The organism is Subtercola endophyticus (genome assembly GCF_021044565.1).
Taxonomy (GTDB): Bacteria; Actinomycetota; Actinomycetes; order Actinomycetales; family Microbacteriaceae; genus Subtercola; species Subtercola endophyticus.
The window spans coordinates 1392332-1412974 of record NZ_CP087997.1 but is presented as its reverse complement, the minus strand read 5'-3'; the positions used below and the strand labels follow the sequence as shown (position 1 = coordinate 1412974).

The following is a 20643-nucleotide window of genomic DNA, read 5'->3' as shown; positions in this document are numbered from 1 at the left end:
CATGACCACAGCGAACGACCGACGACGTGAAGTAGACCTCGAAGTGCGCGGCCCGTGGTCGCTTTCGACGAGTAAGGCGTTCTGGGAGGGCTTTGCTCCGGCAGCGCTTCCCGACGCCGGCGTCGACAGAGAGATTCGTTCGGTGTTCGTCGGCGAGGCCGACTGGATGCCCGTGACCACGACGGTGACGCAGAACGAGAACTCGGCGCACATCGAGGTGCGCGGCGCCGGAGACCTCGATGCCGCCGTCGATCAAGTGGCGCGTTTTCTCTCCCTCGACATCGACGCCCGGGGCTGGCTCGATGTCGGCAGGCGCGACCCGGTCATCGCCGACGCCCAGAAGCAGGTGCCCGGGTTGCGCCCGTGTGGTTTTCATTCACCCTATGAGGCGGCGGCCTGGGCGGTGCTGTCGCAGCGCATTCGCATTACTCAGGCAGCGCGACTTCGCACCGAGCTGACTGAGCGTTACGGCGAGCAGGGAGCGTTTGCTTCGCCAGAGGCCCTGCTCTCAGCAGAGCTCGATCTGCCGGGTCGCAAGCCGGAATACCTTCGTGCGGTCGCCGAGGCGGCGCTCTCGGGCCTGCTCGACGGCGCGTCGCTTCGCGCGCTCGACCCTGCCGAGGCCATCGCTCGTGTGCAAGAAGTGAAGGGGCTCGGGCCGTTCGCCGCAGAACTCGTGGTCATTCGCGGGGCAAACGCGCCAGACGCGCTGCCGACGAATGAGGCACGACTGAACGCCGAGATCACCGAACGATACGGTGCCGACCACGATATCGTCGCGATCAGCGACGGCTGGCGTCCTTTTCGTTCGTGGGCGGCCGTGCACCTGCGGGTGCTTCGCGAGTACCGCACGCACGAGATCGGCGGGTAGGCGGCGGGGGCAGTCGTTCAGTCGCCGGGCAACTCGGGAATGGTCATCCACATCACCGCGTCGCGGGCCCATTCGAGAGCCTTCGTGGCGACGTCGTAGGCGACCTGAGCGTCGCGCCATTCGCGGTTGTACCCATCGGAGGTCATGACGATGCGTTCGGGGCCGTAGTTCTGCAGTGTCTCGAGGCTGCTCGTTATCGCGGCGAATACGCTGGCTGCCATGTTTTCTTGAGGCAATTTTCCCCACCCTCTGGTGATGCCGAACCAACCTGTTCTTCGCCAGAGTACGCCCGACAGCGGTCGGCCGTTCGACATGGCACCTGAGCGTGTCGAAACAGACAAGCGGTGCCCCCGCTGCCATGCAGCGAGGGCACCGTGAACTCTCAGAAAGACGCTCTCCAGCGAGACGCGGGTATCAGCCGTCGACCCGCGGCAGCGTCTCCGACGAGGTGCCCCCACCGGTCGAAGGCGTTTTCGTTGACGCCGGCGTGGTACTGGACGTCGGGGTCGGGTTCGGGGTCGGCACAGTGGTGGGCGGAGCGACGACGGGCCCGCCATTCGGCCCGACAGCAGCGCTGGCCAGGTCGACCGTCGCGAGGGCGCCGGCACTACCGAGCCCGATATGCAATGCGGTCTCGGTGAGGGTGCCCGCGACACTCGATCGGTGATTCACATCGAGCTGAGCGACGGCGTCGATGGCCGTGCGCAACGGAACCAGGAGCGAGGTCGTCAAGGCGGTCAGCAGAGGAGTGACAATCCCGTTCGCCGAGAAGAGGGCGAGCTGCACCGCGACCCGGGCCGCTCCGGTCAGGCCGGAGAGCGCCTGCTGGGCTTTGGTCATCACGCCGTTGGTGAGCGCCGTGATCTTGTTGACGACGGCGAGCGGTACGTAGTCGAGCACGTTCGTATCCGGTGCCAGATTGTTGAGATCGGCCCCCAGCCCCGCCGCCTGCAGATCGGCGAGCGTCAGCGTGATCGTTCCGCCGGCGGTGAACGGATTGGTCACGCCGGTCACTCCTGCCGTGTTCAGTGCGGCGATCAGAGTGGCAAGCACCGGCCGAAGCGCCTCCGTCGGCACCGAGACCAGCGTGCCGCCGACGTTCATGCTCACCTCAGCCAGCCGATACTGCCCGGACTGGGCGCCACCGACGCTCTCGTGTGCCGAGGCGGCGAGTGTTCCGATGGTGGCGTCGAGGTTCACCAGGTCGGTGCCGCCGGTCAGCATCGCCGTGCTGTACTGCCGACAGCCCCGAGCTGGATGAGCCCGGAGCTGTCGAACATGGGAATGCTGTTCGGTCCGACCTTCAGCGCGACGAGCCCGAACTCAGCAGCGACGTCTCGACGAGTCGTCCGTTACCCTGCGACACGACTCCCTGAGCCATCGCGCTGCAGGGCACCGCGAGCAAGAATTAATGAGTAATGATCAGAAATATTGCGCGCCGGCGTCGATGCTGAGGTGCTCCGCGGTGATGAGGCGCGCATCGTCAGATGCGAGAAAAGCAACGGCGTTCGCGATGTCTTCGGCCTCTGCCGCCCACACGGGCAGAAACGGGGTTCCCATCGCTGCGAGGGGCGGGTTGCTTTCGTTCGTGTGAGTGATGGCGGCGATCATGTCGCCTGAGCCCATGGGCGTATTCACGGCGCCGGGGTGCACGCTGTTGACCCGGATGCTGTGTTTGCCCAGTTCGGCGGCGAACGCTCGCGTCATTCCCGTCACGGCGTGCTTGCTTGCGGTGTAGTGCACCATGAAGGGCTGCATCTTCTTGCCGGCGTACGAACTAGTGAGGATGATCGAGCCGCCGCCGTTCGTCACCAGGTGAGGAGCGCCGACCATGACGGTATTCCAGACCCCGACCACGTTGATATCCATAGTGGTCTGAAAGATCTCGGGTGTCGTCTCGTCCCAGGTTGCAGGAATACAGATTCCGGCGTTGGCGACGACGATGTCGAGCTTGCCGAATTCGGCCACTCCCTCGTCGACGAGCGCCCGCATTCCTTCGAGGTCGCGGGTGTCGCCCTGGCGGAACAGAATGCGGCGGTCTTCGGCCTCGACCAGCCGAACGGTCTCCGCAAGGTCGTCGAGCGATGACGAGTCGTAGGGCACAAGAGGAATCTCGCCGGCGAGGTCGATCGCAATAATGTCTGCGCCCTCTTTCGCGAGCTTGACCGCGTGTGCCCTGCCTTGTCCGCGCGCTGCGCCGGTGATGAAAGCGACCTTACCTTCGAGTCGACCTGTCACGAGAATCTCCTTTGATCTCAACCTTCGGCGGCGGTTCGTTCCACCGCCTTCTCGATTATGACACCAAGTGCCTAAATAGGCACTCCGCAGAATGTGCCCTGTTCTGGGAGGGGTCGGTTGTTTGATTCGCCGGGATATTATCTGAATAAATCTCGTTTGTGAGGTATTCTCTAAAATCTCAAACGGGATGAACGGCGCACTGCGAAGGGGGCAGAACAATGCACAACCAACGATTCGCCGACCGTCACATCGGCACCGACGAAGCGGCTCAGCTCGCGATGCTCGAGGTTCTCGGTCACAACAGTCTCGACGAGCTGGTGACCGCGGCCATTCCCGCATCTGTTCGCGGCAGATCCGTTCGCGCCGGGCGTGGTCTGTCGCCCTCGACTCTTGCCGAAACTCTGAGCGAAGTGCGTGTTGCGGCCGAGTTGCGTGAGCTTGCGTCTCGCAACGTCGTCAACCGGTCGATGATCGGTCTCGGCTTCTACGACACCGCGATGCCCGCCGTCATCCGCCGCACCATCTTCGAGAACCCCCACTGGTACACGGCATATACGCCGTACCAGCCCGAAATCGCGCAGGGGAGGCTTGAAGCTCTGCTGAACTTTCAGACGATGGTGGCCGAACTGACCGGGCTCGACACGGCCAATGCGTCGATGCTCGACGAGAGCACTGCCGCTGCGGAGGCGATGCTGTTGCTGCGACGCGCCAGTTCGAATTCATCGAGTGTCTTCGTGGTCGACGCCGATCTCTTTCCGCAGACCAAGTCGGTTCTCGCGGCGCGAGCGGATGCCCTGGGCATCACTCTTGTCGAAATCGATCTCGCCTCGGCGAGCACCGCCGAGCTGCCGCCCGCCTTCGGAGTGATCGTGCAGTACCCGGGCGCATCCGGGCGCATCTGGAATCCGGCCGCCCTGATCGCGACGGCCCATCTGAGGGGAGCTCGTGTCGCGGTCGCGGCCGATCTCCTGGCGATGACGCTGCTCACGCCGCCCGGTGAGCTCGGGGCCGACGTGGCCGTGGGCTCCGCCCAGCGTTTCGGCCTGCCGCTCGGCTACGGGGGCCCGCACGCCGGCTTTCTCGCCGTGCGGGCCGGTCTTGAGCGGCAACTCCCCGGGCGACTCGTCGGAGTCAGTCGAGACGCCGACGGAGCCGTGGCCTACCGGCTCGCCCTGCAGACGCGCGAGCAGCACATCCGCCGTGAGAAGGCGACCTCGAACATCTGCACCTCGGCGGTGCTGCCCGCCGTGCTGGCGTCGATGTATGCGGTTTACCACGGCCCAGAGGGGCTGCGCCGCATCGCGACGGAGGTGAATCGAGCTGCCCGCTTGCTGGCGGCGACGCTTAACAGCGGAGGGCTTCGAGTGCTGTACGACGACTTCTTCGACACGATTCAGGTCAGCGTGCCGAAGCGGGCCGTACAGCTCGCCAACGAGCTCCATGGCCAGGGTTATCTCGTGCGCGTGGTCGACGACGACACCCTCGGGTTCTCTGTCGACGAGACCACCGACGGCGAAGACCTCGCTGCGGTGATGAGTGCTCTCGCGTCGGTGTCGACCGTGGGGGAGCGCTCCGCGCGGCCGGGGCCGAGCATCCCGAGCTCGCTCGAACGAACGAGTGCTTTTCTCGAGCACCCGGTGTTTCGTCGCTACCGTTCAGAGACGGCTCTGCTGCGCTACATCCGCCGCCTCGGTGCCAAGGACTACGCGCTCGACAACGGAATGATTCCGCTCGGCTCGTGCACCATGAAGCTCAGCAGCGCGGTGTCGATGGAGGCAGCGAGCCTGCCGGGCTTTGCGGGCATCCACCCCTTCGCGCCCGCCGAAGATGTGCAGGGCTACCTGCAACTGATCGATCAGCTCGAGGTCTGGCTTGCAGAGCTCACGGGGTACGACTCGGTTTCGCTGCAACCGAATGCCGGCAGTCAGGGTGAGCTCGCCGGGCTGCTGGCCATCCGTTCATATCACCTGCAGCGTGGCGAGGGGCGGCGTGATGAGTGTCTTATTCCGTCGAGCGCGCACGGCACGAACGCGGCTTCGGCCGTTCTGGCCGGAATGCGGGTTGTGCTCGTCGACTGCGACGAACTCGGCAATGTCGACCTCGCCGACGCACGGCAGAAAATCGCCGATCACGCCGACCGGATGGCGGCGCTGATGATCACCTACCCCTCGACACACGGCGTCTTCGAAGATCACGTCACCGATCTCTGCGATCTCGCGCACGCCGCGGGCGCGCAGGTGTACATCGACGGCGCGAATCTCAACGCGGCCCTCGGGTACGTCAGATTCGGCGACATCGGCGGAGACGTTTCGCATCTGAACCTGCACAAGACCTTCGCGATTCCGCACGGCGGAGGCGGGCAGGGTGTCGGGCCGGTTGCGGCGAAGGCGCACCTGGCACGGTTCTTGCCCGGGCATCCGTTCGCTCCTGAGCTCGATCACTCCGGGGCGTCGGGTGCGAACTATGTGCACAGCGGGCGCGCGGTGTCGGCGGCACCGTTCGGCGGTGCCAGCATTCTGCCGATCAGTTGGGCGTATCTACGAATGATGGGCCTCGCCGGCGTGCGACGGGCGAGCGGATCCGCTGTACTGGCGGCGAACTACATCGCAGAGCGGCTCAGCGGTGTGTTTCCCGTTCTGTACACAGGGGAGCAGGGCTTGGTCGCGCACGAGTGCATCTTCGACCTGCGACCGCTTCATCGGGCATCCGGAATCACTTCGATCGACGTCGCGAAGCGCCTCATCGACTACGGCTTTCACGCACCCACCGTCAACTTTCCCGTGGTCGGCACGCTCATGGTCGAACCCACCGAGAGTGAAGACCTCGACGAGCTCGACAGGTTCATCGAGGCGATGATCATGATCAAAGCCGAAGCCGACGAGGTGGCCCTCGGCGTCTGGCCGGCCGACGACAATCCGATCGTGAATGCCCCGCATACCGTGGCGAGTGTGACGGCGCCGATCTGGGACCACCCGTACAGCAGGCGTACCGCCGCGTATCCGGTCGCGTCGCTCGAGGGCGACAAGTTCTGGTCACCGGTGCGCCGCATCGACGAGGCCTACGGCGACCGCAATCTGGCCTGTTCGTGCCCGCCTCTCGAGGCGTTCGAGACGTACGAGGAAGCGCCCGTCGGCGACAGACTGCTGAGCGACGGACTGCTGAGCAGTGGACTGCTGAGCGTCGGGCCGGCGTTGCCTAGCGCCGTGAGAGCTTTACGACAGGAATCAGTCGATCTCCCGCTGTGACCTGGTAGTCGAGAAACCCGGGCGCCTTCTCCGTGAAAGTCGCCCAGGCGGCGTCACGGGCGGCGCCCTTCAGATCTTCGGCGACCACCTCGACCGTCTCCACGCCGTTGCCGGTCACGGCCTCGATCGCCATGTCAGGGTGGGCGAGCATGTTCAGATACCAGGCGGGATTCTCGGGAGCGCCGGCCTTCGAGGCCGCAACCAGCCACGACCCGTCGGGCTGGGGCTGAGCCATCACGGGGCTCACCCGCTCGGCGCCCGTTTTGGCGCCCGTCGTGTGAAGCAGCACGAGGCTCGCGCCGAAACCAGCGGTCTGCACGACGCCGTCGTTCGCACGGAACTCCGCAATGATCTTGTCGTTAAAATCGGTCATGTCTCCACCGTAGCGATGCTTCTGCTCGACCGCGCTATCGCCGAGCCCTGCGGATGCCCGGGGCGGCGAGCAGCGTGCAGAGAACACACGCGGCGGCCGTCGCCACGAGCAACACCCACATGGGTGAGAACTGCGTCAGGGCGGCGAGCGTCGCGGGCAGCAAGAAGCCCGCGTACGTGATCGAGTAGTACACCCCGGTGAGCCCCGCAAGATCGTCAGGCGTCGCCATCTCCTGAACCGCGGTGAGCCCCGACACCATAGCCAGACCGTAGCCGATGCCGAAGATCGGCGCCGCGACGAGTACCGACCACACGTGCTGCGAGTTGGCCGCGGGAATCAAGAGCAGGGCGCCGAGCCCGATGAGCAGCACGCCCACGATGCCCGCCCGCCCGCGCAACAGCACCATCAGCGGCCCGGAGAAGAACTGCGTCACCCAGCCGAACGTCAGGGTGATCACGGTGATCAGCGTGGCGAACGCCACGGTGAAGCCCGGAGTCGCTTCGCCGACCAGGCTCGGCCCCACGGCGAAGGCCAGCGCGGGAGCCGCGAACACCCACGGTGTTAGCGGCAGCACCACGCCGACGAATCGCGCGCGAGCCGCCTTCGGAATGCGCAGGTCTCCGAGCAGCCGCGTCACGTTGGCGTCGAACGAGCGTGTCTCGACCGCCCCGATCAGGGCCACGAATGCGGCCGCACACGCCACGATCTGCACGACGTAGGGCAGAACCGTCGGCAACGGCGCCCACTGCGCGAGCAGACCGCCGATACCAGCCCCGCCCCCGAACCCGATGGTCAAAGCCGCCGAGGCGCGGCGGGCGCCGGCAGTGGATGCTCCGCCCAACACCGAGAGCTCCTTGATCCACGACGTTCCGACCACCATGCCGGCTGCGACGCTCAGCCCGCTCACGAACCGGCCGACGCACAGCCCGGCAAGGCTTGTGCCCGACGACGCGAGAATGATGCTGCCCACCACGCCGAGCACCAGGCCCGCCATGAGAATCCGCTTGCGGCCGTAACGATCCGACCAGGCTCCCGACAGAGCAAATCCGGGCACGATGCCCAGCACGTAGGTTGCCAGCAGAATGTCGACCTGAACCTGGGTGAATCCGTCGACCTGGCGGTACAACTGCATCAGCGGCAGAAACTGGTTTCCGCCCCAGGCGAGCACGACGACCGCGGGTGCCACGGCAAGCCACGCTCGGGAGTGGGGGCCTGCAGGTGTGTCGACGTTCATCCCTTCGACAGTACAACGTGGATTCCGCGCGAGTCTCGGGCGTAACGTTGGGGGCATGTCAGAGGGGCTGCCGAGCATCCGTGTCTTCGATAAACGAGCGTCACCGTCGCAGCTGGATGACCTGCGGCGCCGGCTGATCGCCACGAGGTGGCCGGATGCGCCGGGGAAGCTGGGCTGGTCTCTGGGCACCGATCCGGTCTTTCTGCGGGAGCTTGTGCAGTACTGAGTCGAACAGTTCGACTGGCCCGCGCACGAGGAACGCCTCGCCCGATTGCCCCGATTTCAGGCGACGATCGATGGTCTGAGCATCCACTTCGTGCACGCGCGTGCTGCACAGGGCCCTCGGCAGCCGCTGCCCCTACTGCTCAATCACGGCTGGCCCGATTCGTTCTGGCGACATCGGCAGCCACGTCAGTCGTTATCTCGCACTCGACTTCTCTGAGCGGGTGACCGCCGTGCACCGAATGGATGCCGGGCTGCCCGTCTTCGATGGTGACGTGACACAGCTGTCGCCCGCCGAACAGCAGTGGTTCGCCGAGGTGCAGCAGTGGAATCAGACAGAGGGCGCGTACGGCGCCATACAGCGAACGAAGCCGCAAACGCTCGCGGCGGCCCTGAACGATTCCCCCGTCGGCCTGGCCTCGTGGATCGTCGAAAAGCTGGCCGCCTGGAGTGATGGTGACATCACGACCGCGTACACGAAAGACGAGATTCTGACGAACGTCATGATCTATTGGCTCACCGAAACGATCGGTTCGTCGATGCGCATGTACAACGCGAACGCAGCGATCCCGCGTGAGCAGTTGGCGCGACGGGTCGAGGTTCCGTCTGGCTTCTCGATCTTCGCGGGCGACATCGTGAGGCCTCCGCGCGAATGGATGCAGCGCACCGCTAACGCGGTACGCATCACCGAGCCGCCTCGGGGAGGGCACTTTGCGCCGTTCGAAGAGCCTGAACTCTATGTCGCCGAGCTTCGTGATTTCTTCCGGCCTTTCCGGGAGGGGTAGCGCGGCACGTGACGTCTCAGGCGATGATGAGACCGCCGAGCAGGGAGAAGTCGTGGTCGACGTGCTGCTGCAGGGCTGTGCCAGGCGCCGCTCGCCAGACTCCCATCGCGTGGGTGAGAACACCCCAGGCAGTGCGTGCAACGAGGGCGGCTTCGTCGGGGGAGCTTCCGCGGTCGACGAGCAAGTCGGTGATCAGGCCGACGAGATGGGCCTCCTTCGAGGCCGCGCGCTCCCGAAGTGAAGGCGTCGCTGTCACGATGATCGAGAGTCGATCGGCCGCGGCCCGATTGGCCTCGAGCGGCGGAACGATGGCATCGATCGTGCGTCGCATGGCCTGCCACGGCGGCGTCTCGGCCGGCACCGAAGCCAGCGCATCGATAACCCACGCCGTGAGGCGCCGTTCGCCATCGAAGAGCACCTCGCGCTTGTCGGGAAAGTGCCGGAAATAGGTGCGTTCTGTCAGCCCGGCCTGACTGGCGATTTCGGCGGTGGTGACGGCATCGAATCCGCGCTCTGCGAACAGTTCGAGCGCCGCCGTTTCTAGACGTGCCCGTGCTTCTTTACCACTTCTCGGCATGTCTTCATTCTAGCCCGTAACGGCAGTCACTGTCGCAACGTGTTAGAGTCTGTGACTGTCACTACGAAGCGGTACACGTCTGAAGGAGCATCATGAGCGCAGTCGAATCTCGAACCCTCCGATTCCACGAGGTCGGCGAGCCCCTCGATGTGTTGCGGCAGGAACGAACCCAGATTCCCGACCCTGGCGAAGGCAGAATCCGCATTCGGGTTGCCGCCACGGGGCTGAATCCTGCCGACTGGGAGCTCTGCCGCGGATTCATGCCGGGAAGCCTTCCGCGAGGAATCGGAGTCGACGTGGCCGGCGTCGTCGATGCCGTCGGCGGGGGAGTGAACGACGTTGCGGTCGGCGACCTCGTCTTCGGGTCGTCTGACTTCGCGGCGCAGCCGAGTGCCGGCGCGGCCGACTTCGCGATCATGAACGGGTGGTTCACGGTGCCCGACGGTCTCGATGTGGTTAGAGCATCCGTTCTGCCGATGGTGCTTCAAACGGCGGGCTGGACTCTCGACCTCATGAATGTACGGCCGGGCGAGACCGTGCTCATTAACGGAGCGGGCGGCATGGTCGGATTCGCGGCCGTACAGATCGCGTTGCGCAGAGGAGCCCGCGTGATCGCCACGGCAGGCTCGACGTTCGCCGCCGACCTCGAATGGTTCGGCGCCCTCGTGACGCCCTACGGTGACGGCATGGTGGATCGTGTTCGAGCCCTTGCTGGCGGGCCGATCGATTACGCGCTCGACACCTCGAGGCCGAACGCGGGGGCGATCGCCGCCCTCATCGAAATTGTGGGTGATCCGAAGCGCGTCGTGACGATCAGTAACCACGGCGAGGCGCGCAGCCAGGGCGCCCGTGTCAACGTCGACGAGCTCCTGGCTGCGGGCGGCCTTCCGAATTCCGATTTTCTAGCCGATTACGCGGCTCTGGCTGCTTCCGGAGACTTCACGATTCCGATTGCGCACGTGTTCCCGCTCGATGAGTGGCAGGCTGCCGCAGAACTCAGCCTGTCGGGGGCGCCACACGGCAAGGTCGTGTTGGTTCCCTAGGCGTCTTCGAGAGCTTCAGAGCACCTTGGCGCCGAGAGCGATGTCGAAGCCGGCTCCGTTGTTCGCCACGCCCACCAGAAGCACGCCGGCCCATTCGAGCGCGTAGGTCAGCTCGAGCCCTCCTGCGTCGAGGGGCCGCATGCCTAAGCTCTGCAGAAACGCCGCAACACGCGCCCTCGCCTCCGTACCGTCGCCGGCGAAGAACGCGTCGACGGGTTTGTCTTCGGCAAGAACGCCGCGAAGGATCGAATTGAATGCCTTCACGACGTGTGCGCCCTCGGGGGCGATGGCGGCGATCTGCTGGGAGATCGAGGTGCCCGCGGTCGTCACGACTCCGCTGACGTCGGCGTTGAACGGGTTGGTGATGTCGACGAGGATCTTGCCGGCCAGGGCGTCGCCGTACTGCGCGACCACCTCGACTGCGCTGGCGTACAACACCGCCACGATGACGATCTCGCCGGCTGGCTGTGCGCCGAACGTTCCGACGGTGGTTCCGTTGCCGATTTCGGCGGCGAGCGCCTCAGCCTTGGCTCTGTCGCGGCCCATGAGCTCGACGGTGTGGCCGTGCTTGGCGGCTCTCGTGCCGATGGCGGCGGCCATGTTGCCTGAGCCGATGATGGTGATGGCGGTCATGATGTGGTTCCCTCTGTGTTTATGGTTCGGTCGAGTGTGGGCGGATCGTCAGATCACGGTGGTGCCGCCGTCGGCGACCAGTTCCATGCCGTTGATGTAGCTGGAGTCGTCTGAGGCGAGGAACAGCGCGGCCGTCGCGATCTCTTCAGGGCGACCCATCTCGCGCCTCGGAATCACTGACGCGAACATCGTCTTCATCTCCGCCGTCAGCGAGTCGCCCATCATGGGCGTTTCCACCGACCCGGGAGTCAGCACGTTCACTCGGATCTTCCTGTCCCGAAGTTCCGCCACCCACACCCGTGCGAACGCGGGCAGAACGGCCTTGGCCGCTGCATACACACTCCACTCGGGGTAGCCGCGAAGCGACGCATTCGATCCGGTCATCAGAATCGAGCCTCCGTCGTTGAGCAGCGGCAGCGCCTTCTGAACGGTGAACAGCGTGCCGCGCGCGTTGAGCGTGAAGGCGGCGTCGAACTGCTCTTCGGTGATCTCGCCGAGCCTGCTCGGCACGCCGCCCCCGGCACTTGCCCACAACACGTCGATCGAGCCCTTCTCCTTCTTGACCGTCTCGAACAGGCGGTTGAGATCGTCGAGGTTGGCCGAATCGGCCTGCACGCCGGTCACATTCCGGCCGATCAGCGCAACGGCCTCATCTACCGCATTCTGACGTCGGCCTGTGATGAAGACGTACGCCCCTTCGTCAACGAACAACTTCGCGCCGGCCAACGCCATCCCGCTTGTCGCACCCGTGATGACCGCAACCTTGCCGTCGAGCTTTCCCATAACCACTCCATTCACCTACCGCGCCGGTGCTATGTACACCGATCTGCGTACTTAACGTAAGCGGCGATGCGTGGACTGTCAAGTTATGCACACCGATCGGTACCAATCGGAGTACCATGGAACACATGACGGAGTTGGAGAAGGGGCCGCAAGGCGTGCGCCGCGGGAGGGGAGCGCGAGAGCGAATCGTCAGCGCGTCACAACAACTGTTCCGTGATCAGGGCATCAACGGCACCGGCATAGACCAGCTCTGCTCGGTGGCGGGAGTATCCAAACGCACGCTCTACCAGCACTTCGCCGGCAAAGACGAGCTGATCGCCGAGTACTTGCGCCGCTTCGATCCGGATGTTCTGCCCGAAGTCTTCGAGAGCGCCGATCTTGCACCGCGCGAGCGTCTCCTCGCTGTCTTCGACATCCACTCGCCCCTCTGCCCGTTCATCGGGGCTGCCGTCGAGATTCAAGACCCCGATCATCCGGCTCGCCTCTTCGCCCGGGACTACAAGAAGGCCTTCGCTGTGCGGCTGACCGAATCGGCCCGCGAAGCCGGGGCCAACGACCCCGAGCAACTCGGCGAGCAATTGGCGATGCTGCTCGACGGCGCTTCCGCCCGCAGCAGAGTGCTCAACGCCGACGCCTTCGCCACGGCCGCCGCCATCGCAGCCGTGCTCGTTGACAACGCCATCCCGGCGACGGTACCGGCGGACGCAAGCGCGGTTTAGTGTCCCCGAACGACCCCTGCGGCGCCGACGCAATCAATCGTCAGAGGGCCGCTGGCGCTGTTTCTTCGTCTCCGACCGCTGCTCCTTTGCGGCGAGCCGCCGGAGTTTTGACCCGCGTGTCGCTTTCGTGGGGCGGCGAGGGGCGGCATCCGGAGCCAGCGCGGTCGCTACCAAGTCAGAAAGCCTCGTCAGCGCGGTCTCGCGATTGCGCAACTGCGACCTGCGCTCGGAGGCCGTAACAACAACAGAGCCGCCGACGAGCCGTTTCGCAAGCCGCGACAGGATGATCGTGCGTTGGCTCTCGGAGAGTGCCGCCGAGCCGACCACGTCCCAGAACAGTTCGACCCGGCTGTCGGAGGTATTCACGTGCTGGCCCCCGGCACCCGACGATCGCGAGAATCGCCAGCCGAGTTCAGACGACGGAATCGTCAGCGCGGGTGATACGACGAGATCCATGCCTCAAGGGTGGCACGTAGCGATCCGCGCGTGCTGAGAAAACCCCACGTTCAGTCGGGTCGTCAGTTCCAGAGCGAGAGTTTCTCCGGATTCAGCACCATGCGAACGTTCGTAATCAGTCCCGAGGCAACTTCTAGCGTCACGACTCCGACGATGCGGCCCTCGTCCCACAGGGCGAATCCGAGACCATCGTTCGTCTCTTGCTCGATCACCTCGACTCCCTCGCGCTTGCGGAGTGAGCCCAAGAGGAACCGGCCGACACGTTCGGCTCCATACACGGGATTGCGGGCGGCAGTCACGATTCCGCCGCCGTCGGAGCGTAGTACGACGTTCGGGTCAAGCGCTCGAATGAGCGCATCCAAGTCGCCCGAACGGCTTGCTTGCGCGAAAGCGCGAACGACCTGGTCGTGTTCCCGACGGGGCACTATCCGTGATGCGTGCTGATGCACGCGTGCACGTGCGGAGGTTGCCAGTTGACGGCATGAGGCGGGCGATCGACCGACTATTTCAGCGACTTCGGGGAACGGCACGGCGAACACATCGTGGAGCACGAACGCCACTCGCTCCGCCGGCGTCATCAGTTCAAGAACGACTAAGAGTGCGGTGCTGACCGAGTCGTCCAGAGCCACGCGGTCGAGTGGGTCGTCGGCTCGGGCGTCGAAAGTCGCGAGGGGCAGCGGCTCTGGTAGCCACGGGCCGATGTACCGCTCCCGTCGTGCGCGCGCAGATCCGAGCATGTCCAAGCAGATCCGGCCGGTCGTGCGGGTGAGCCACGCGGCGACAACGACAACGGCATCACGATCTGGTTGCGGCATCCGGTACCAACGCGTATAGGTTTCTTGAACCGCATCTTCTGCTTCGGATATCGTGCCGAGCATGCGAAACGCCAGAGCGAGCAGATGTCGGCGCTCTCCGATGAGTTTGTCGTCGATGCCGTTCCTGGCGTTATCGCTCACGATCGCCTCCTCACCCCTTAAGACGACGCTGCAACGCAAAATGTGAGGGCTGGCCTCACACTTCGCGTGCCTGTGTCGTCGTAATAAGTATGAACACACCTTTTCGGCGAGTGATGCTCGCCCTCACCGCGGTACTTGGACTCTTCGTCGGCATCTGGGCAGAGTTCTTTCACCGCTCGTTCTATGACTCGTTTCCCGGGCTGGGATTGCACTGGATCAGCATGATGGGCCCGTTCAACGATCACCTCATCAGCGATGTCGGCAGCTTCTACCTGGCCCTCGGCGCCATCAGCATCGCCGCACTGTTCGCCCGCACCGCCCTGCCAGGACGGATGGCCGGACTGGGCTGGGCCGTGTTCGGCGTGCTGCATTTCATCTATCACGCCACCCATCTCATGGGGTCGACAACCGACAAGGTCGGCAACATTGTTTCGCTCGGGCTCAGCGCTAGCCTCGGCATCGTGCTCCTTTTTCCTTCGCGCATTCCCGTCAACCAGAAAGAGAACAGCCAGTGAAAATCGCCATCGCCGGAGCAAGCGGCACCATCGGCAAACGTGTGCTCAGCTCGGCACAGGCGGCCGGATATCAGACGGTCGAACTCAGCCGAGCGGGGGGAGTGGATCTCACATCCGCTGGGGGAGTGGCCGGCCGGCTGGAGGGTGTCGATGCGCTGATAGACGTGACCTCGACGGGCAGTCTCTCCGCAAAGGTCGCTGTGGCATTTTTCGAATCGGTGACTGACAATCTCCTCGCCGCGGAGCGCCTGGCAGGAGTGCCGCACCATGTCGCTCTCTCCATTATCGGAGCAGCGAACGCGGACTCCGGTTATTACGCAGGCAAGGGCGCCCAGGAACGAAAAGTGATGACCTCGGGCGACCAATGGTCACTGCTTCGCACCACTCAATTCCACGAGTTCGCTGAGCAGACGGTGAATCGCGGCGCCGTAGCCGGAATCCAGTTCGTACCTACCATGCGCTCACAACCGATCGCCGCCGCGGAAGTCGCTGCAGAACTCGTGCGCATCGCTACTGATGGGCCCATCGGTCTCGCCCCGGATCTGGCTGGCCCCCTCGAAGAAAACATGCCCGACATGGTGCGGCGCTACCTCAGAGCCCGTGGGCGCAAGACGGCTGTCTTGAGCGTGCCCCTGCCGGGTGCGATGGGCGCCGCAATGCGGAACGGCGGCCTGCTTCCCACTCCCGGTACAAGACTCGGGGTGCAAACGTTCCAGCAATGGCTCGACACGGGGGGAGAAGCATCAGGATCGCCGCGCTGATGAGGTACCGGAGTGATCTTACGCGCCTCGGGTATCGGGTGATTCTGACTCTTCCGTCAGCACGCTCGTTCGTGGTTCGATTGCGGAGACGGGCAATGGGTGCTCGAGACGCGGGGAAGTAATGGGCCAGTACTGGTTGGGCGCAGCAGAGGGCGTGACCTTCACCCCGTCGGGTGAGAACACAGCATTCACCGACTTCGCAGAGACCGTTCCGGCAGAGATGACGGAGCACTCGCGCACGATGGACGCGGGGGTGTTCGAGATCATCGGGAAGGGCGTGTTCCAGATCTTCGGCTATGCGCTCTCGGCGCTCACCGTGGTGGTGGGCGATGACGGTCTGATTCTGATCGATCCCCCGGAGGATGTGGAGAAGGGTAAGCGGCAGCTCGTCGAGTTGCGGAAGATCAGCGATCTGCCGATCAAAGCGATCTTGTACTCGCATTGGCACACCGACCACAATGCCGGCGTGAAGGCGTTCATCACCCAGGAACAGGCCGACTCCGGCGAAGTGCTCGTCATTGCACACCGCGACTTCATGGCGAACATCATCGCCAACTCCATCTCTGGAGACGGCCCCATCATCGCCGTACGCGCCGACTACTCCCTCGGCAGCCTCCTCGAAGTCGGCGCCGAAGGGCGCGTGAACGGCGGTCTGGGTCCGGACTTCATCATGGAGACGATGTCACTGGTCACCCCGAACACCCTCGTCGACGACCGTCTCGAGCTGACCGTCGCCGGCGTTCGGATGGAGATCTTCTGGGCGCCGTCGGAAGCGATCGACGAGATCGTGACGTGGTTCCCCGATCTGGGAGTGTTGCAGTCGGCCGAGGTCATTCAAGGCGAATCGTTCCCGAACCTGCACTCCATCCGCGGCAGTCGTTACCGCGATCCCCAGGCCTGGTTCAAGTCGATCGACAAGAACCTCCGGCCCCTCCCGGCCGACTTCATGGTGCCCTCTCACGGCCGCCCTCTTGCCGGTCGTACCGAGGTCGCGAAGGTGCTCACCGACTACCGCGATGCGATCTCCTACGTTTACGACCAGACCCTTCGCCACATCAACAAGGGCTTCCTGCCCGACGACCTGGTAGAGAAAGTCGTGCTGCCTGAAACGCTCTCGAGCAGCGAGTGGCTTGGCGACTTCTACGGTGGTGTGCCGCACTCGGTGCGGCAGATCTATTTCGGGGAGCTCGGCTGGTTCAACGCCGATCCCACCACCCTCGCTCCGCTGAACATCCGCGTGTCCTCTCAGCACTACATCGACCTCATCGGAGGCCGCGAGGCGGTACAAGAGGCCGCTCAGGCCGCGGCCGACGCGGGCGACCATCAGTGGGCGGCAGAGCTGATTAGCCACCTCGTGCGCACCGACCCCACCGACCAGCCTGCGCGGCTTCTCAAGGCGAGCGCTCTCCGTACCCTCGGGTATGGCACGCCGAATTCGAACTGGCGCAACTTCTACCTCACGGCTGCGCGGGAGCTCGACGGTACGATCGACTACTCACTCGCGATACAGATCAACGCCCCCGATCAGATCGCGGCTATGCCCGGATCGGCCCTCCTCGAGAGCCTTCGGTTCCGGGTCGACCCGGAGAAGGCAGCTGGCATCGTCTCGGCCGGTGTGCACGTCGCCGACACGGGTGAGAACGTCGGACTTATCCTTCGCAACGGCATTTTGGAGGCAACGACATCGATTCCTCAGGATGCGTCGTTCGTGGTGTCGGTGCCGAAGCAGGTCGTCGCCGGCATGGTCTTCCTAGACCCTGTTGCAGTGCTCGGCAAGGCTGTCGAGGGTGGGGCCGCATCCTTCACCGCCGGTGGTATCGATGAGGCGGCCGCATTCTTCGCGCACTTCGACACACGGAGCGAGGAGAAGATCGCCCTCGCGGATCGCTGACCACGTTGCGGCCGGTGGGGGAGCGGATGCCGGCGGCGTCTCGATAGCGGAGGCCACCACGCGGGCCAGGGCGATGACGGCGCACTTCGTCCCTTTGCGGTGGTCCGATTGTAGAAAAGGCCGATTCGGGCTAAATCGGACCGCTGTCGAGTCATCTTGCGACGATGTGACAAGACGACGTCGATTCTCGGCGTTAGCGTGGAAACGTGAATGCTGATGAAGTCGACGCTGAATCCCGCTCCGCAATCCAGGCGATGATCTCGTCATGGTCTGGTGTTCCGGCGCTGCTGTGCGACCGCCACATGACAGTCGTTTCCTCGAATGGCGCAGCCCGCGCACTGTCGCCCGCTTTCACGGAGGGCATCAACTTGGCTCGCTTCACGTTTCTCGACGCAGGTATCGACAGGGGCCGCGACATGTATGACACCGCGGCGAACCAGGTGGCCGCACTTCTCCGGGAGTCGCTGAACCAGCACGCGGGTGACGCGCAGTTCCGGGGCATCGTCGGAGACCTGTCGGTGATGAGCATCGACTTCTCTGCTGCGTGGGCAGATGACTCGACATCGGCGAAGTCCAGCGATGTGATCGACTTCACCGACACTTCGGTCGGGCCCATCCAGATGAGGTATCAGGTGCTGCGGGTTCCAGGCAACGACGAGGATTCGTTGCTCGTGTGGGGCCCGGCGACGGAGGAGTCGGCCTCGACGTTCGCTCGTCTGCTTGCTTCGGGTGCTACTCCCTGAGCGAACTGTGTTCCTGGCGGGATACTTGTGCTTTCGTCTCCCAGAATCGGATGAGTTTCAAGCAGAGGTGCAGGGTACTCCGTGCCACGCCGTCGTCGAGTGCGAGCTTCACGATGGGTGGCATGTTCTCGAGGCGGTAATAAAGGGTGGTGCGGTGGATGTGCAGAAGCTGACAGGCTTCCTTCACCTGCGAACGCACGTCGAGATACGTTTCGATGGTCGATCGTTGCACGGCGTCGCCGTCGACGCACAACGCATAGGCGGCGGGGGAGAACAGGGCGATCTGGGCCGTGTCCTCGGCGATCGAGGAGAGCATCAACCAGGTGCCTAACTCACTGATGTCGGCCACTCCTGTGAGGTGGGGGAGTTGCAATACCGTATGGGCTGCGGTCACGGCGTGGTCGACCGTGGTGCGGATGTCTTCCGCGTAGCGATCCAGTCGGGCCGTGCCGATTGCACGGAGAGGAAGAGAACGATCCGCTGCCTCGTTCTGGATCTGCTCGATGACCGGAGCTGACTCCGCCGCCCGAACGATGAACAGCTGTGTCGTGCCGCGTTCGCCCAGATAGAAGATGCCCTGTGTTCGGCGCGCATCGAGTTGGCGGCCGAAGGCCACCCGTTCGATGGCGCCCACCTTGGAACCGAGAGCGACCGCAACGACGAGAGTGCCGCTTCCGCGCTCCAGCCACAGATTGGAGACGGCGTCGCTGAACGCACGCCGAGCGATTGCGCCGTCGACAGCGAGCAGGCGTGCGATCACCGATATTCGTGCGGTGCTGTCTTCCAAAGGAATCTGGTGTGAGAGTTCGTCCCGCACCAGCAGCACCGCCGCATCGATCGCGCTGTAATGCGCAGGGGTGAGTGGAGGAAGGCCGCCGGTGATCAACCACATGATGCCGAGTGGCCCGCCGTCGTCGCGGATGGGGATCGAGAGCCGATCAAGCGCCTGGAGCTCGCTCATGTCCACCTGAACCGGCTGACGTGCCTGGGCAATCTTCAGCTGTTCGACGAGCGCTCGCGCCGCCGGTGGCGTTCGCCGTTGCAGCAGAGTGGCCGCACGAATCGCATCGATGGCGTCGCCCTGAGCGCTGGCGGCGATCGGCCGATGGTCGAGGTCATTGATGACGACCGACCGGTCGAGTGCTACTGCGAGCTCATCGACGATTTCCTGGATGTTCATCATGACCCTCACGATATGTCTGGGTCGCGGGCGATTGCGTGGCCCTCTCATGCATACCCGCACCATCGCTGCGTCCGACTGTTCGTCGCAAACGATGTCGTCAATAGTCGCTGTCGCGCACGCTCATCGCTGCTCTAACGTCTGGTGATAAAAGCGGGAACGAACCCAAGGAGAACGATGACACCCCTCGACGGCGCTGCAGCCCATCACGAAACCCCCGTCTTCGGCGATCCCGACCTGCCCCAGGAGGGCGAGGTCAACACCGTCGACGACCCGGAGGCGACAGTGATGACCGGCCCGCAGAACCCGGTCATCGAGTCCCAGTTCCCGAACCAGATGGATGCCCCCGCCACCGACATCTCGACCCAGCAGTTCTTCTGGTCATCGTTCAACATCTCGCCGCGGCGGGTGCAGCGTGGAGGGTGGGCCCGCGAACTCACCCAGGCCGACTTCGCGATCTCGGAGGAGATCGCGGGGGTGAACATGTACCTCGAAGCCGGCGGAATCCGCGAGCTGCACTGGCACCAGACCGCCGAGTGGGCGATCATGACGCGCGGCAACTGCCGCATCACCACCCTGAGCCGCGACGGGATGCCGAGCGTCGACGACGTTCAGGAGGGTGACCTCTGGTACTTCCCGCCCGGACTCCCACACTCCCTGCAGGGCCTCGGCCCTGACGGCGCCGAATTCGTGCTCGCGTTCGACGACGGCGCACAGAGCGAGAGCAACACGCTCCTGCTCACCGACTGGTTCGCGCACACGCCACCCGAGGTGCTCGCCAAGAACTTCGGCGTTGCGCAGGAGGTCTTCCGCGACATCCCGCTGCACAATCTGTGGATCTTCCCGGGCGAGGTCCCGGGCGATCTTGAGGCCGACCGCACTGCTGCCGGCGCGCAACCCGACACTGAAGCGGTGATCTTCCGCCTCTCGCGAACGGAACCGACCTACCAGAACAGCGGCGGCAAGATCCAGCTCGCCGACAGCAGCAACTTTCCACTTTCCAAGACGATCGCCGCGGGCCTCGTCACGATCGAGCCCGGATCGATGCGCGAGCTGCACTGGCACCCCAACGCCGACGAATGGCAGTACTGGCTGAAGGGACAGGGGCGGATGACCGTGTTCAACACCGGCCCGCACGCGAACACCACCGACTTTCGAGCCGGCGACGTCGGGGTCGTGAAACGCAACCTCGGGCACTACATCGAGAACACCGGCGACGACACCCTCGTCTTTCTCGAGACCTTCAGAAGCGACCACTACGAAGAGGTCTCCCTCGCGAACTGGCTCGCTCACGTGCCACCCGCGCTGGCCGCGGCGCACCTCAACATTCCCGAGAGCGTGCTCGCGACCTTCCCCCGAAGCACGCAGGGCATCACGCCACTGCGCTGAAGCTGAATCGGCGCTCAGGCTGAACCGGC

General features: G+C 64.5%; 23 protein-coding genes. 12 read left to right on the top strand and 11 right to left on the bottom strand.

Annotated elements, in window-relative coordinates; genetic code table 11:
* Position 1 precedes the first annotated feature (1 nt).
* Positions 2-871 carry a DNA-3-methyladenine glycosylase family protein gene (locus LQ955_RS06710; protein WP_231027402.1) on the top strand — a complete coding sequence of 290 codons (870 nt, stop codon included), beginning with the start codon at positions 2-4 and terminating at the stop codon, positions 869-871.
* A gap of 17 nt (positions 872-888) precedes the next feature.
* On the opposite strand, the gene LQ955_RS06705 is transcribed toward LQ955_RS06710, so the two are convergent.
* From LQ955_RS06705 to LQ955_RS06695, 3 genes are all read right to left on the bottom strand, one after another.
* Positions 889-1092, bottom strand: a complete 204-nt coding sequence (locus LQ955_RS06705; RefSeq protein ID WP_231027401.1) for a hypothetical protein — start codon at positions 1090-1092, stop codon at positions 889-891.
* 193 nt (positions 1093-1285) lie between these two features.
* On the bottom strand, positions 1286-2095 hold the full coding sequence (locus tag LQ955_RS06700) for a hypothetical protein (RefSeq protein ID WP_231027400.1): 810 nt from the start codon (positions 2093-2095) through the stop codon (positions 1286-1288).
* 198 nt (positions 2096-2293) lie between these two features.
* Complete coding sequence (locus LQ955_RS06695; protein ID WP_231027399.1) at positions 2294-3109, bottom strand: mycofactocin-coupled SDR family oxidoreductase; 816 nt, start codon at positions 3107-3109, stop codon at positions 2294-2296.
* A gap of 218 nt (positions 3110-3327) precedes the next feature.
* On the opposite strand from LQ955_RS06695, the gene gcvP reads away from it, so the two are divergent.
* Positions 3328-6354, top strand: coding sequence for an aminomethyl-transferring glycine dehydrogenase (gcvP, locus tag LQ955_RS06690; RefSeq protein ID WP_231027398.1), 3027 nt, complete (start codon positions 3328-3330; stop codon positions 6352-6354).
* On the opposite strand, the gene LQ955_RS06685 is transcribed toward gcvP, so the two are convergent.
* Positions 6305-6727 (bottom strand): nitroreductase/quinone reductase family protein, encoded by a 423-nt coding sequence (locus LQ955_RS06685; protein ID WP_231027397.1) that lies wholly within the window; start codon positions 6725-6727, stop codon positions 6305-6307. The genes gcvP and LQ955_RS06685 overlap by 50 nt on opposite strands.
* A 34-nt stretch (positions 6728-6761) precedes the next feature.
* Entirely contained in the window at positions 6762-7961 is a 1200-nt protein-coding gene (locus LQ955_RS06680; RefSeq protein WP_231027396.1) for an MFS transporter, read from the bottom strand.
* Between the two features lie 55 nt (positions 7962-8016).
* On the opposite strand from LQ955_RS06680, the gene LQ955_RS06675 reads away from it, so the two are divergent.
* From LQ955_RS06675 to LQ955_RS06665, 3 genes are read left to right on the top strand one after another with little or no spacing between them, the layout of a single operon-like run.
* On the top strand, positions 8017-8187 hold the full coding sequence (locus LQ955_RS06675; protein WP_231027395.1) for a hypothetical protein: 171 nt from the start codon (positions 8017-8019) through the stop codon (positions 8185-8187).
* Positions 8188-8232: 45 nt separating this feature from the next.
* The gene (locus LQ955_RS06670) at positions 8233-8403 is read left to right on the top strand and encodes an epoxide hydrolase N-terminal domain-containing protein (protein ID WP_231027394.1); all 171 of its coding nucleotides are present in this window, start codon (positions 8233-8235) and stop codon (positions 8401-8403) included.
* A gap of 4 nt (positions 8404-8407) precedes the next feature.
* Positions 8408-8968 carry an alpha/beta fold hydrolase gene (locus LQ955_RS06665; protein WP_231027393.1) on the top strand — a complete coding sequence of 187 codons (561 nt, stop codon included), beginning with the start codon at positions 8408-8410 and terminating at the stop codon, positions 8966-8968.
* 16 nt (positions 8969-8984) lie between these two features.
* On the opposite strand, the gene LQ955_RS06660 is transcribed toward LQ955_RS06665, so the two are convergent.
* Positions 8985-9545: a TetR/AcrR family transcriptional regulator gene (locus tag LQ955_RS06660; protein WP_231027392.1), complete on the bottom strand. Its 561-nt coding sequence runs from the start codon at positions 9543-9545 to the stop codon at positions 8985-8987.
* A gap of 92 nt (positions 9546-9637) precedes the next feature.
* On the opposite strand from LQ955_RS06660, the gene LQ955_RS06655 reads away from it, so the two are divergent.
* Positions 9638-10588: an NADP-dependent oxidoreductase gene (locus tag LQ955_RS06655; RefSeq protein ID WP_231027391.1), complete on the top strand. Its 951-nt coding sequence runs from the start codon at positions 9638-9640 to the stop codon at positions 10586-10588.
* A gap of 15 nt (positions 10589-10603) precedes the next feature.
* Here LQ955_RS06655 and LQ955_RS06650 read toward each other — a convergent pair whose 3' ends face one another.
* Together LQ955_RS06650 and LQ955_RS06645 are read right to left on the bottom strand one after the other, a co-directional pair.
* Positions 10604-11221, bottom strand: a complete 618-nt coding sequence (locus tag LQ955_RS06650) for an NADPH-dependent F420 reductase (protein WP_231027390.1) — start codon at positions 11219-11221, stop codon at positions 10604-10606.
* A 48-nt stretch (positions 11222-11269) separates the two neighbouring features.
* Complete coding sequence (locus LQ955_RS06645) at positions 11270-12004, bottom strand: SDR family NAD(P)-dependent oxidoreductase (protein WP_231028074.1); 735 nt, start codon at positions 12002-12004, stop codon at positions 11270-11272.
* 125 nt (positions 12005-12129) lie between these two features.
* On the opposite strand from LQ955_RS06645, the gene LQ955_RS06640 reads away from it, so the two are divergent.
* A complete protein-coding gene (locus LQ955_RS06640) occupies positions 12130-12723 on the top strand; it encodes a TetR/AcrR family transcriptional regulator (protein ID WP_231027389.1) in 594 nt (197 codons plus the stop codon).
* 33 nt (positions 12724-12756) lie between these two features.
* On the opposite strand, the gene arfB is transcribed toward LQ955_RS06640, so the two are convergent.
* Both arfB and sigJ read right to left on the bottom strand, forming a co-directional pair.
* Complete coding sequence (arfB, locus tag LQ955_RS06635) at positions 12757-13179, bottom strand: alternative ribosome rescue aminoacyl-tRNA hydrolase ArfB (protein WP_231027388.1); 423 nt, start codon at positions 13177-13179, stop codon at positions 12757-12759.
* Positions 13180-13241: 62 nt separating this feature from the next.
* The gene (gene sigJ, locus LQ955_RS06630; protein WP_313788391.1) at positions 13242-14135 is read right to left on the bottom strand and encodes an RNA polymerase sigma factor SigJ; all 894 of its coding nucleotides are present in this window, start codon (positions 14133-14135) and stop codon (positions 13242-13244) included.
* An 89-nt stretch (positions 14136-14224) separates the two neighbouring features.
* On the opposite strand from sigJ, the gene LQ955_RS06625 reads away from it, so the two are divergent.
* From LQ955_RS06625 to LQ955_RS06610, 4 genes are all read left to right on the top strand, one after another.
* Positions 14225-14650, top strand: coding sequence for a hypothetical protein (locus tag LQ955_RS06625; protein WP_231027387.1), 426 nt, complete (start codon positions 14225-14227; stop codon positions 14648-14650).
* Positions 14647-15411, top strand: a complete 765-nt coding sequence (locus tag LQ955_RS06620; RefSeq protein ID WP_231027386.1) for an SDR family oxidoreductase — start codon at positions 14647-14649, stop codon at positions 15409-15411. The genes LQ955_RS06625 and LQ955_RS06620 overlap by 4 nt, the downstream gene beginning before the upstream one ends.
* Positions 15412-15532: 121 nt before the next feature.
* Complete coding sequence (locus LQ955_RS06615; RefSeq protein WP_231027385.1) at positions 15533-17302, top strand: alkyl sulfatase dimerization domain-containing protein; 1770 nt, start codon at positions 15533-15535, stop codon at positions 17300-17302.
* Between the two features lie 206 nt (positions 17303-17508).
* Positions 17509-18045, top strand: coding sequence for an MmyB family transcriptional regulator (locus LQ955_RS06610; protein WP_231027384.1), 537 nt, complete (start codon positions 17509-17511; stop codon positions 18043-18045).
* Here the strand turns inward: LQ955_RS06610 and LQ955_RS06605 are convergent.
* Entirely contained in the window at positions 18035-19228 is a 1194-nt protein-coding gene (locus LQ955_RS06605; RefSeq protein WP_231027383.1) for a PucR family transcriptional regulator, read from the bottom strand. The genes LQ955_RS06610 and LQ955_RS06605 overlap by 11 nt on opposite strands.
* A gap of 174 nt (positions 19229-19402) precedes the next feature.
* On the opposite strand from LQ955_RS06605, the gene LQ955_RS06600 reads away from it, so the two are divergent.
* Positions 19403-20614: a cupin domain-containing protein gene (locus tag LQ955_RS06600; protein ID WP_231027382.1), complete on the top strand. Its 1212-nt coding sequence runs from the start codon at positions 19403-19405 to the stop codon at positions 20612-20614.
* Positions 20615-20643 lie beyond the last annotated feature (29 nt).

Coding starts and splice junctions, on each gene's coding strand:
- LQ955_RS06710 (WP_231027402.1), top strand. CDS start 2: ATGACCACAGCGAACGACCGACGACGTGAAGTAGACCTCGAAGTGCGC.
- LQ955_RS06705 (WP_231027401.1), bottom strand. CDS start 1,092: ATGGCAGCCAGCGTATTCGCCGCGATAACGAGCAGCCTCGAGACACTG.
- LQ955_RS06700 (WP_231027400.1), bottom strand. CDS start 2,095: ATGCTGACCGGCGGCACCGACCTGGTGAACCTCGACGCCACCATCGGA.
- gcvP (WP_231027398.1), top strand. CDS start 3,328: ATGCACAACCAACGATTCGCCGACCGTCACATCGGCACCGACGAAGCG.
- LQ955_RS06685 (WP_231027397.1), bottom strand. CDS start 6,727: ATGACCGATTTTAACGACAAGATCATTGCGGAGTTCCGTGCGAACGAC.
- LQ955_RS06680 (WP_231027396.1), bottom strand. CDS start 7,961: ATGAACGTCGACACACCTGCAGGCCCCCACTCCCGAGCGTGGCTTGCC.
- LQ955_RS06675 (WP_231027395.1), top strand. CDS start 8,017: ATGTCAGAGGGGCTGCCGAGCATCCGTGTCTTCGATAAACGAGCGTCA.
- LQ955_RS06660 (WP_231027392.1), bottom strand. CDS start 9,545: ATGCCGAGAAGTGGTAAAGAAGCACGGGCACGTCTAGAAACGGCGGCG.
- LQ955_RS06655 (WP_231027391.1), top strand. CDS start 9,638: ATGAGCGCAGTCGAATCTCGAACCCTCCGATTCCACGAGGTCGGCGAG.
- LQ955_RS06650 (WP_231027390.1), bottom strand. CDS start 11,221: ATGACCGCCATCACCATCATCGGCTCAGGCAACATGGCCGCCGCCATC.
- LQ955_RS06645 (WP_231028074.1), bottom strand. CDS start 12,004: ATGGGAAAGCTCGACGGCAAGGTTGCGGTCATCACGGGTGCGACAAGC.
- LQ955_RS06640 (WP_231027389.1), top strand. CDS start 12,130: ATGACGGAGTTGGAGAAGGGGCCGCAAGGCGTGCGCCGCGGGAGGGGA.
- arfB (WP_231027388.1), bottom strand. CDS start 13,179: ATGGATCTCGTCGTATCACCCGCGCTGACGATTCCGTCGTCTGAACTC.
- LQ955_RS06625 (WP_231027387.1), top strand. CDS start 14,225: ATGAACACACCTTTTCGGCGAGTGATGCTCGCCCTCACCGCGGTACTT.
- LQ955_RS06615 (WP_231027385.1), top strand. CDS start 15,533: ATGGGCCAGTACTGGTTGGGCGCAGCAGAGGGCGTGACCTTCACCCCG.
- LQ955_RS06605 (WP_231027383.1), bottom strand. CDS start 19,228: ATGATGAACATCCAGGAAATCGTCGATGAGCTCGCAGTAGCACTCGAC.
- LQ955_RS06600 (WP_231027382.1), top strand. CDS start 19,403: ATGACACCCCTCGACGGCGCTGCAGCCCATCACGAAACCCCCGTCTTC.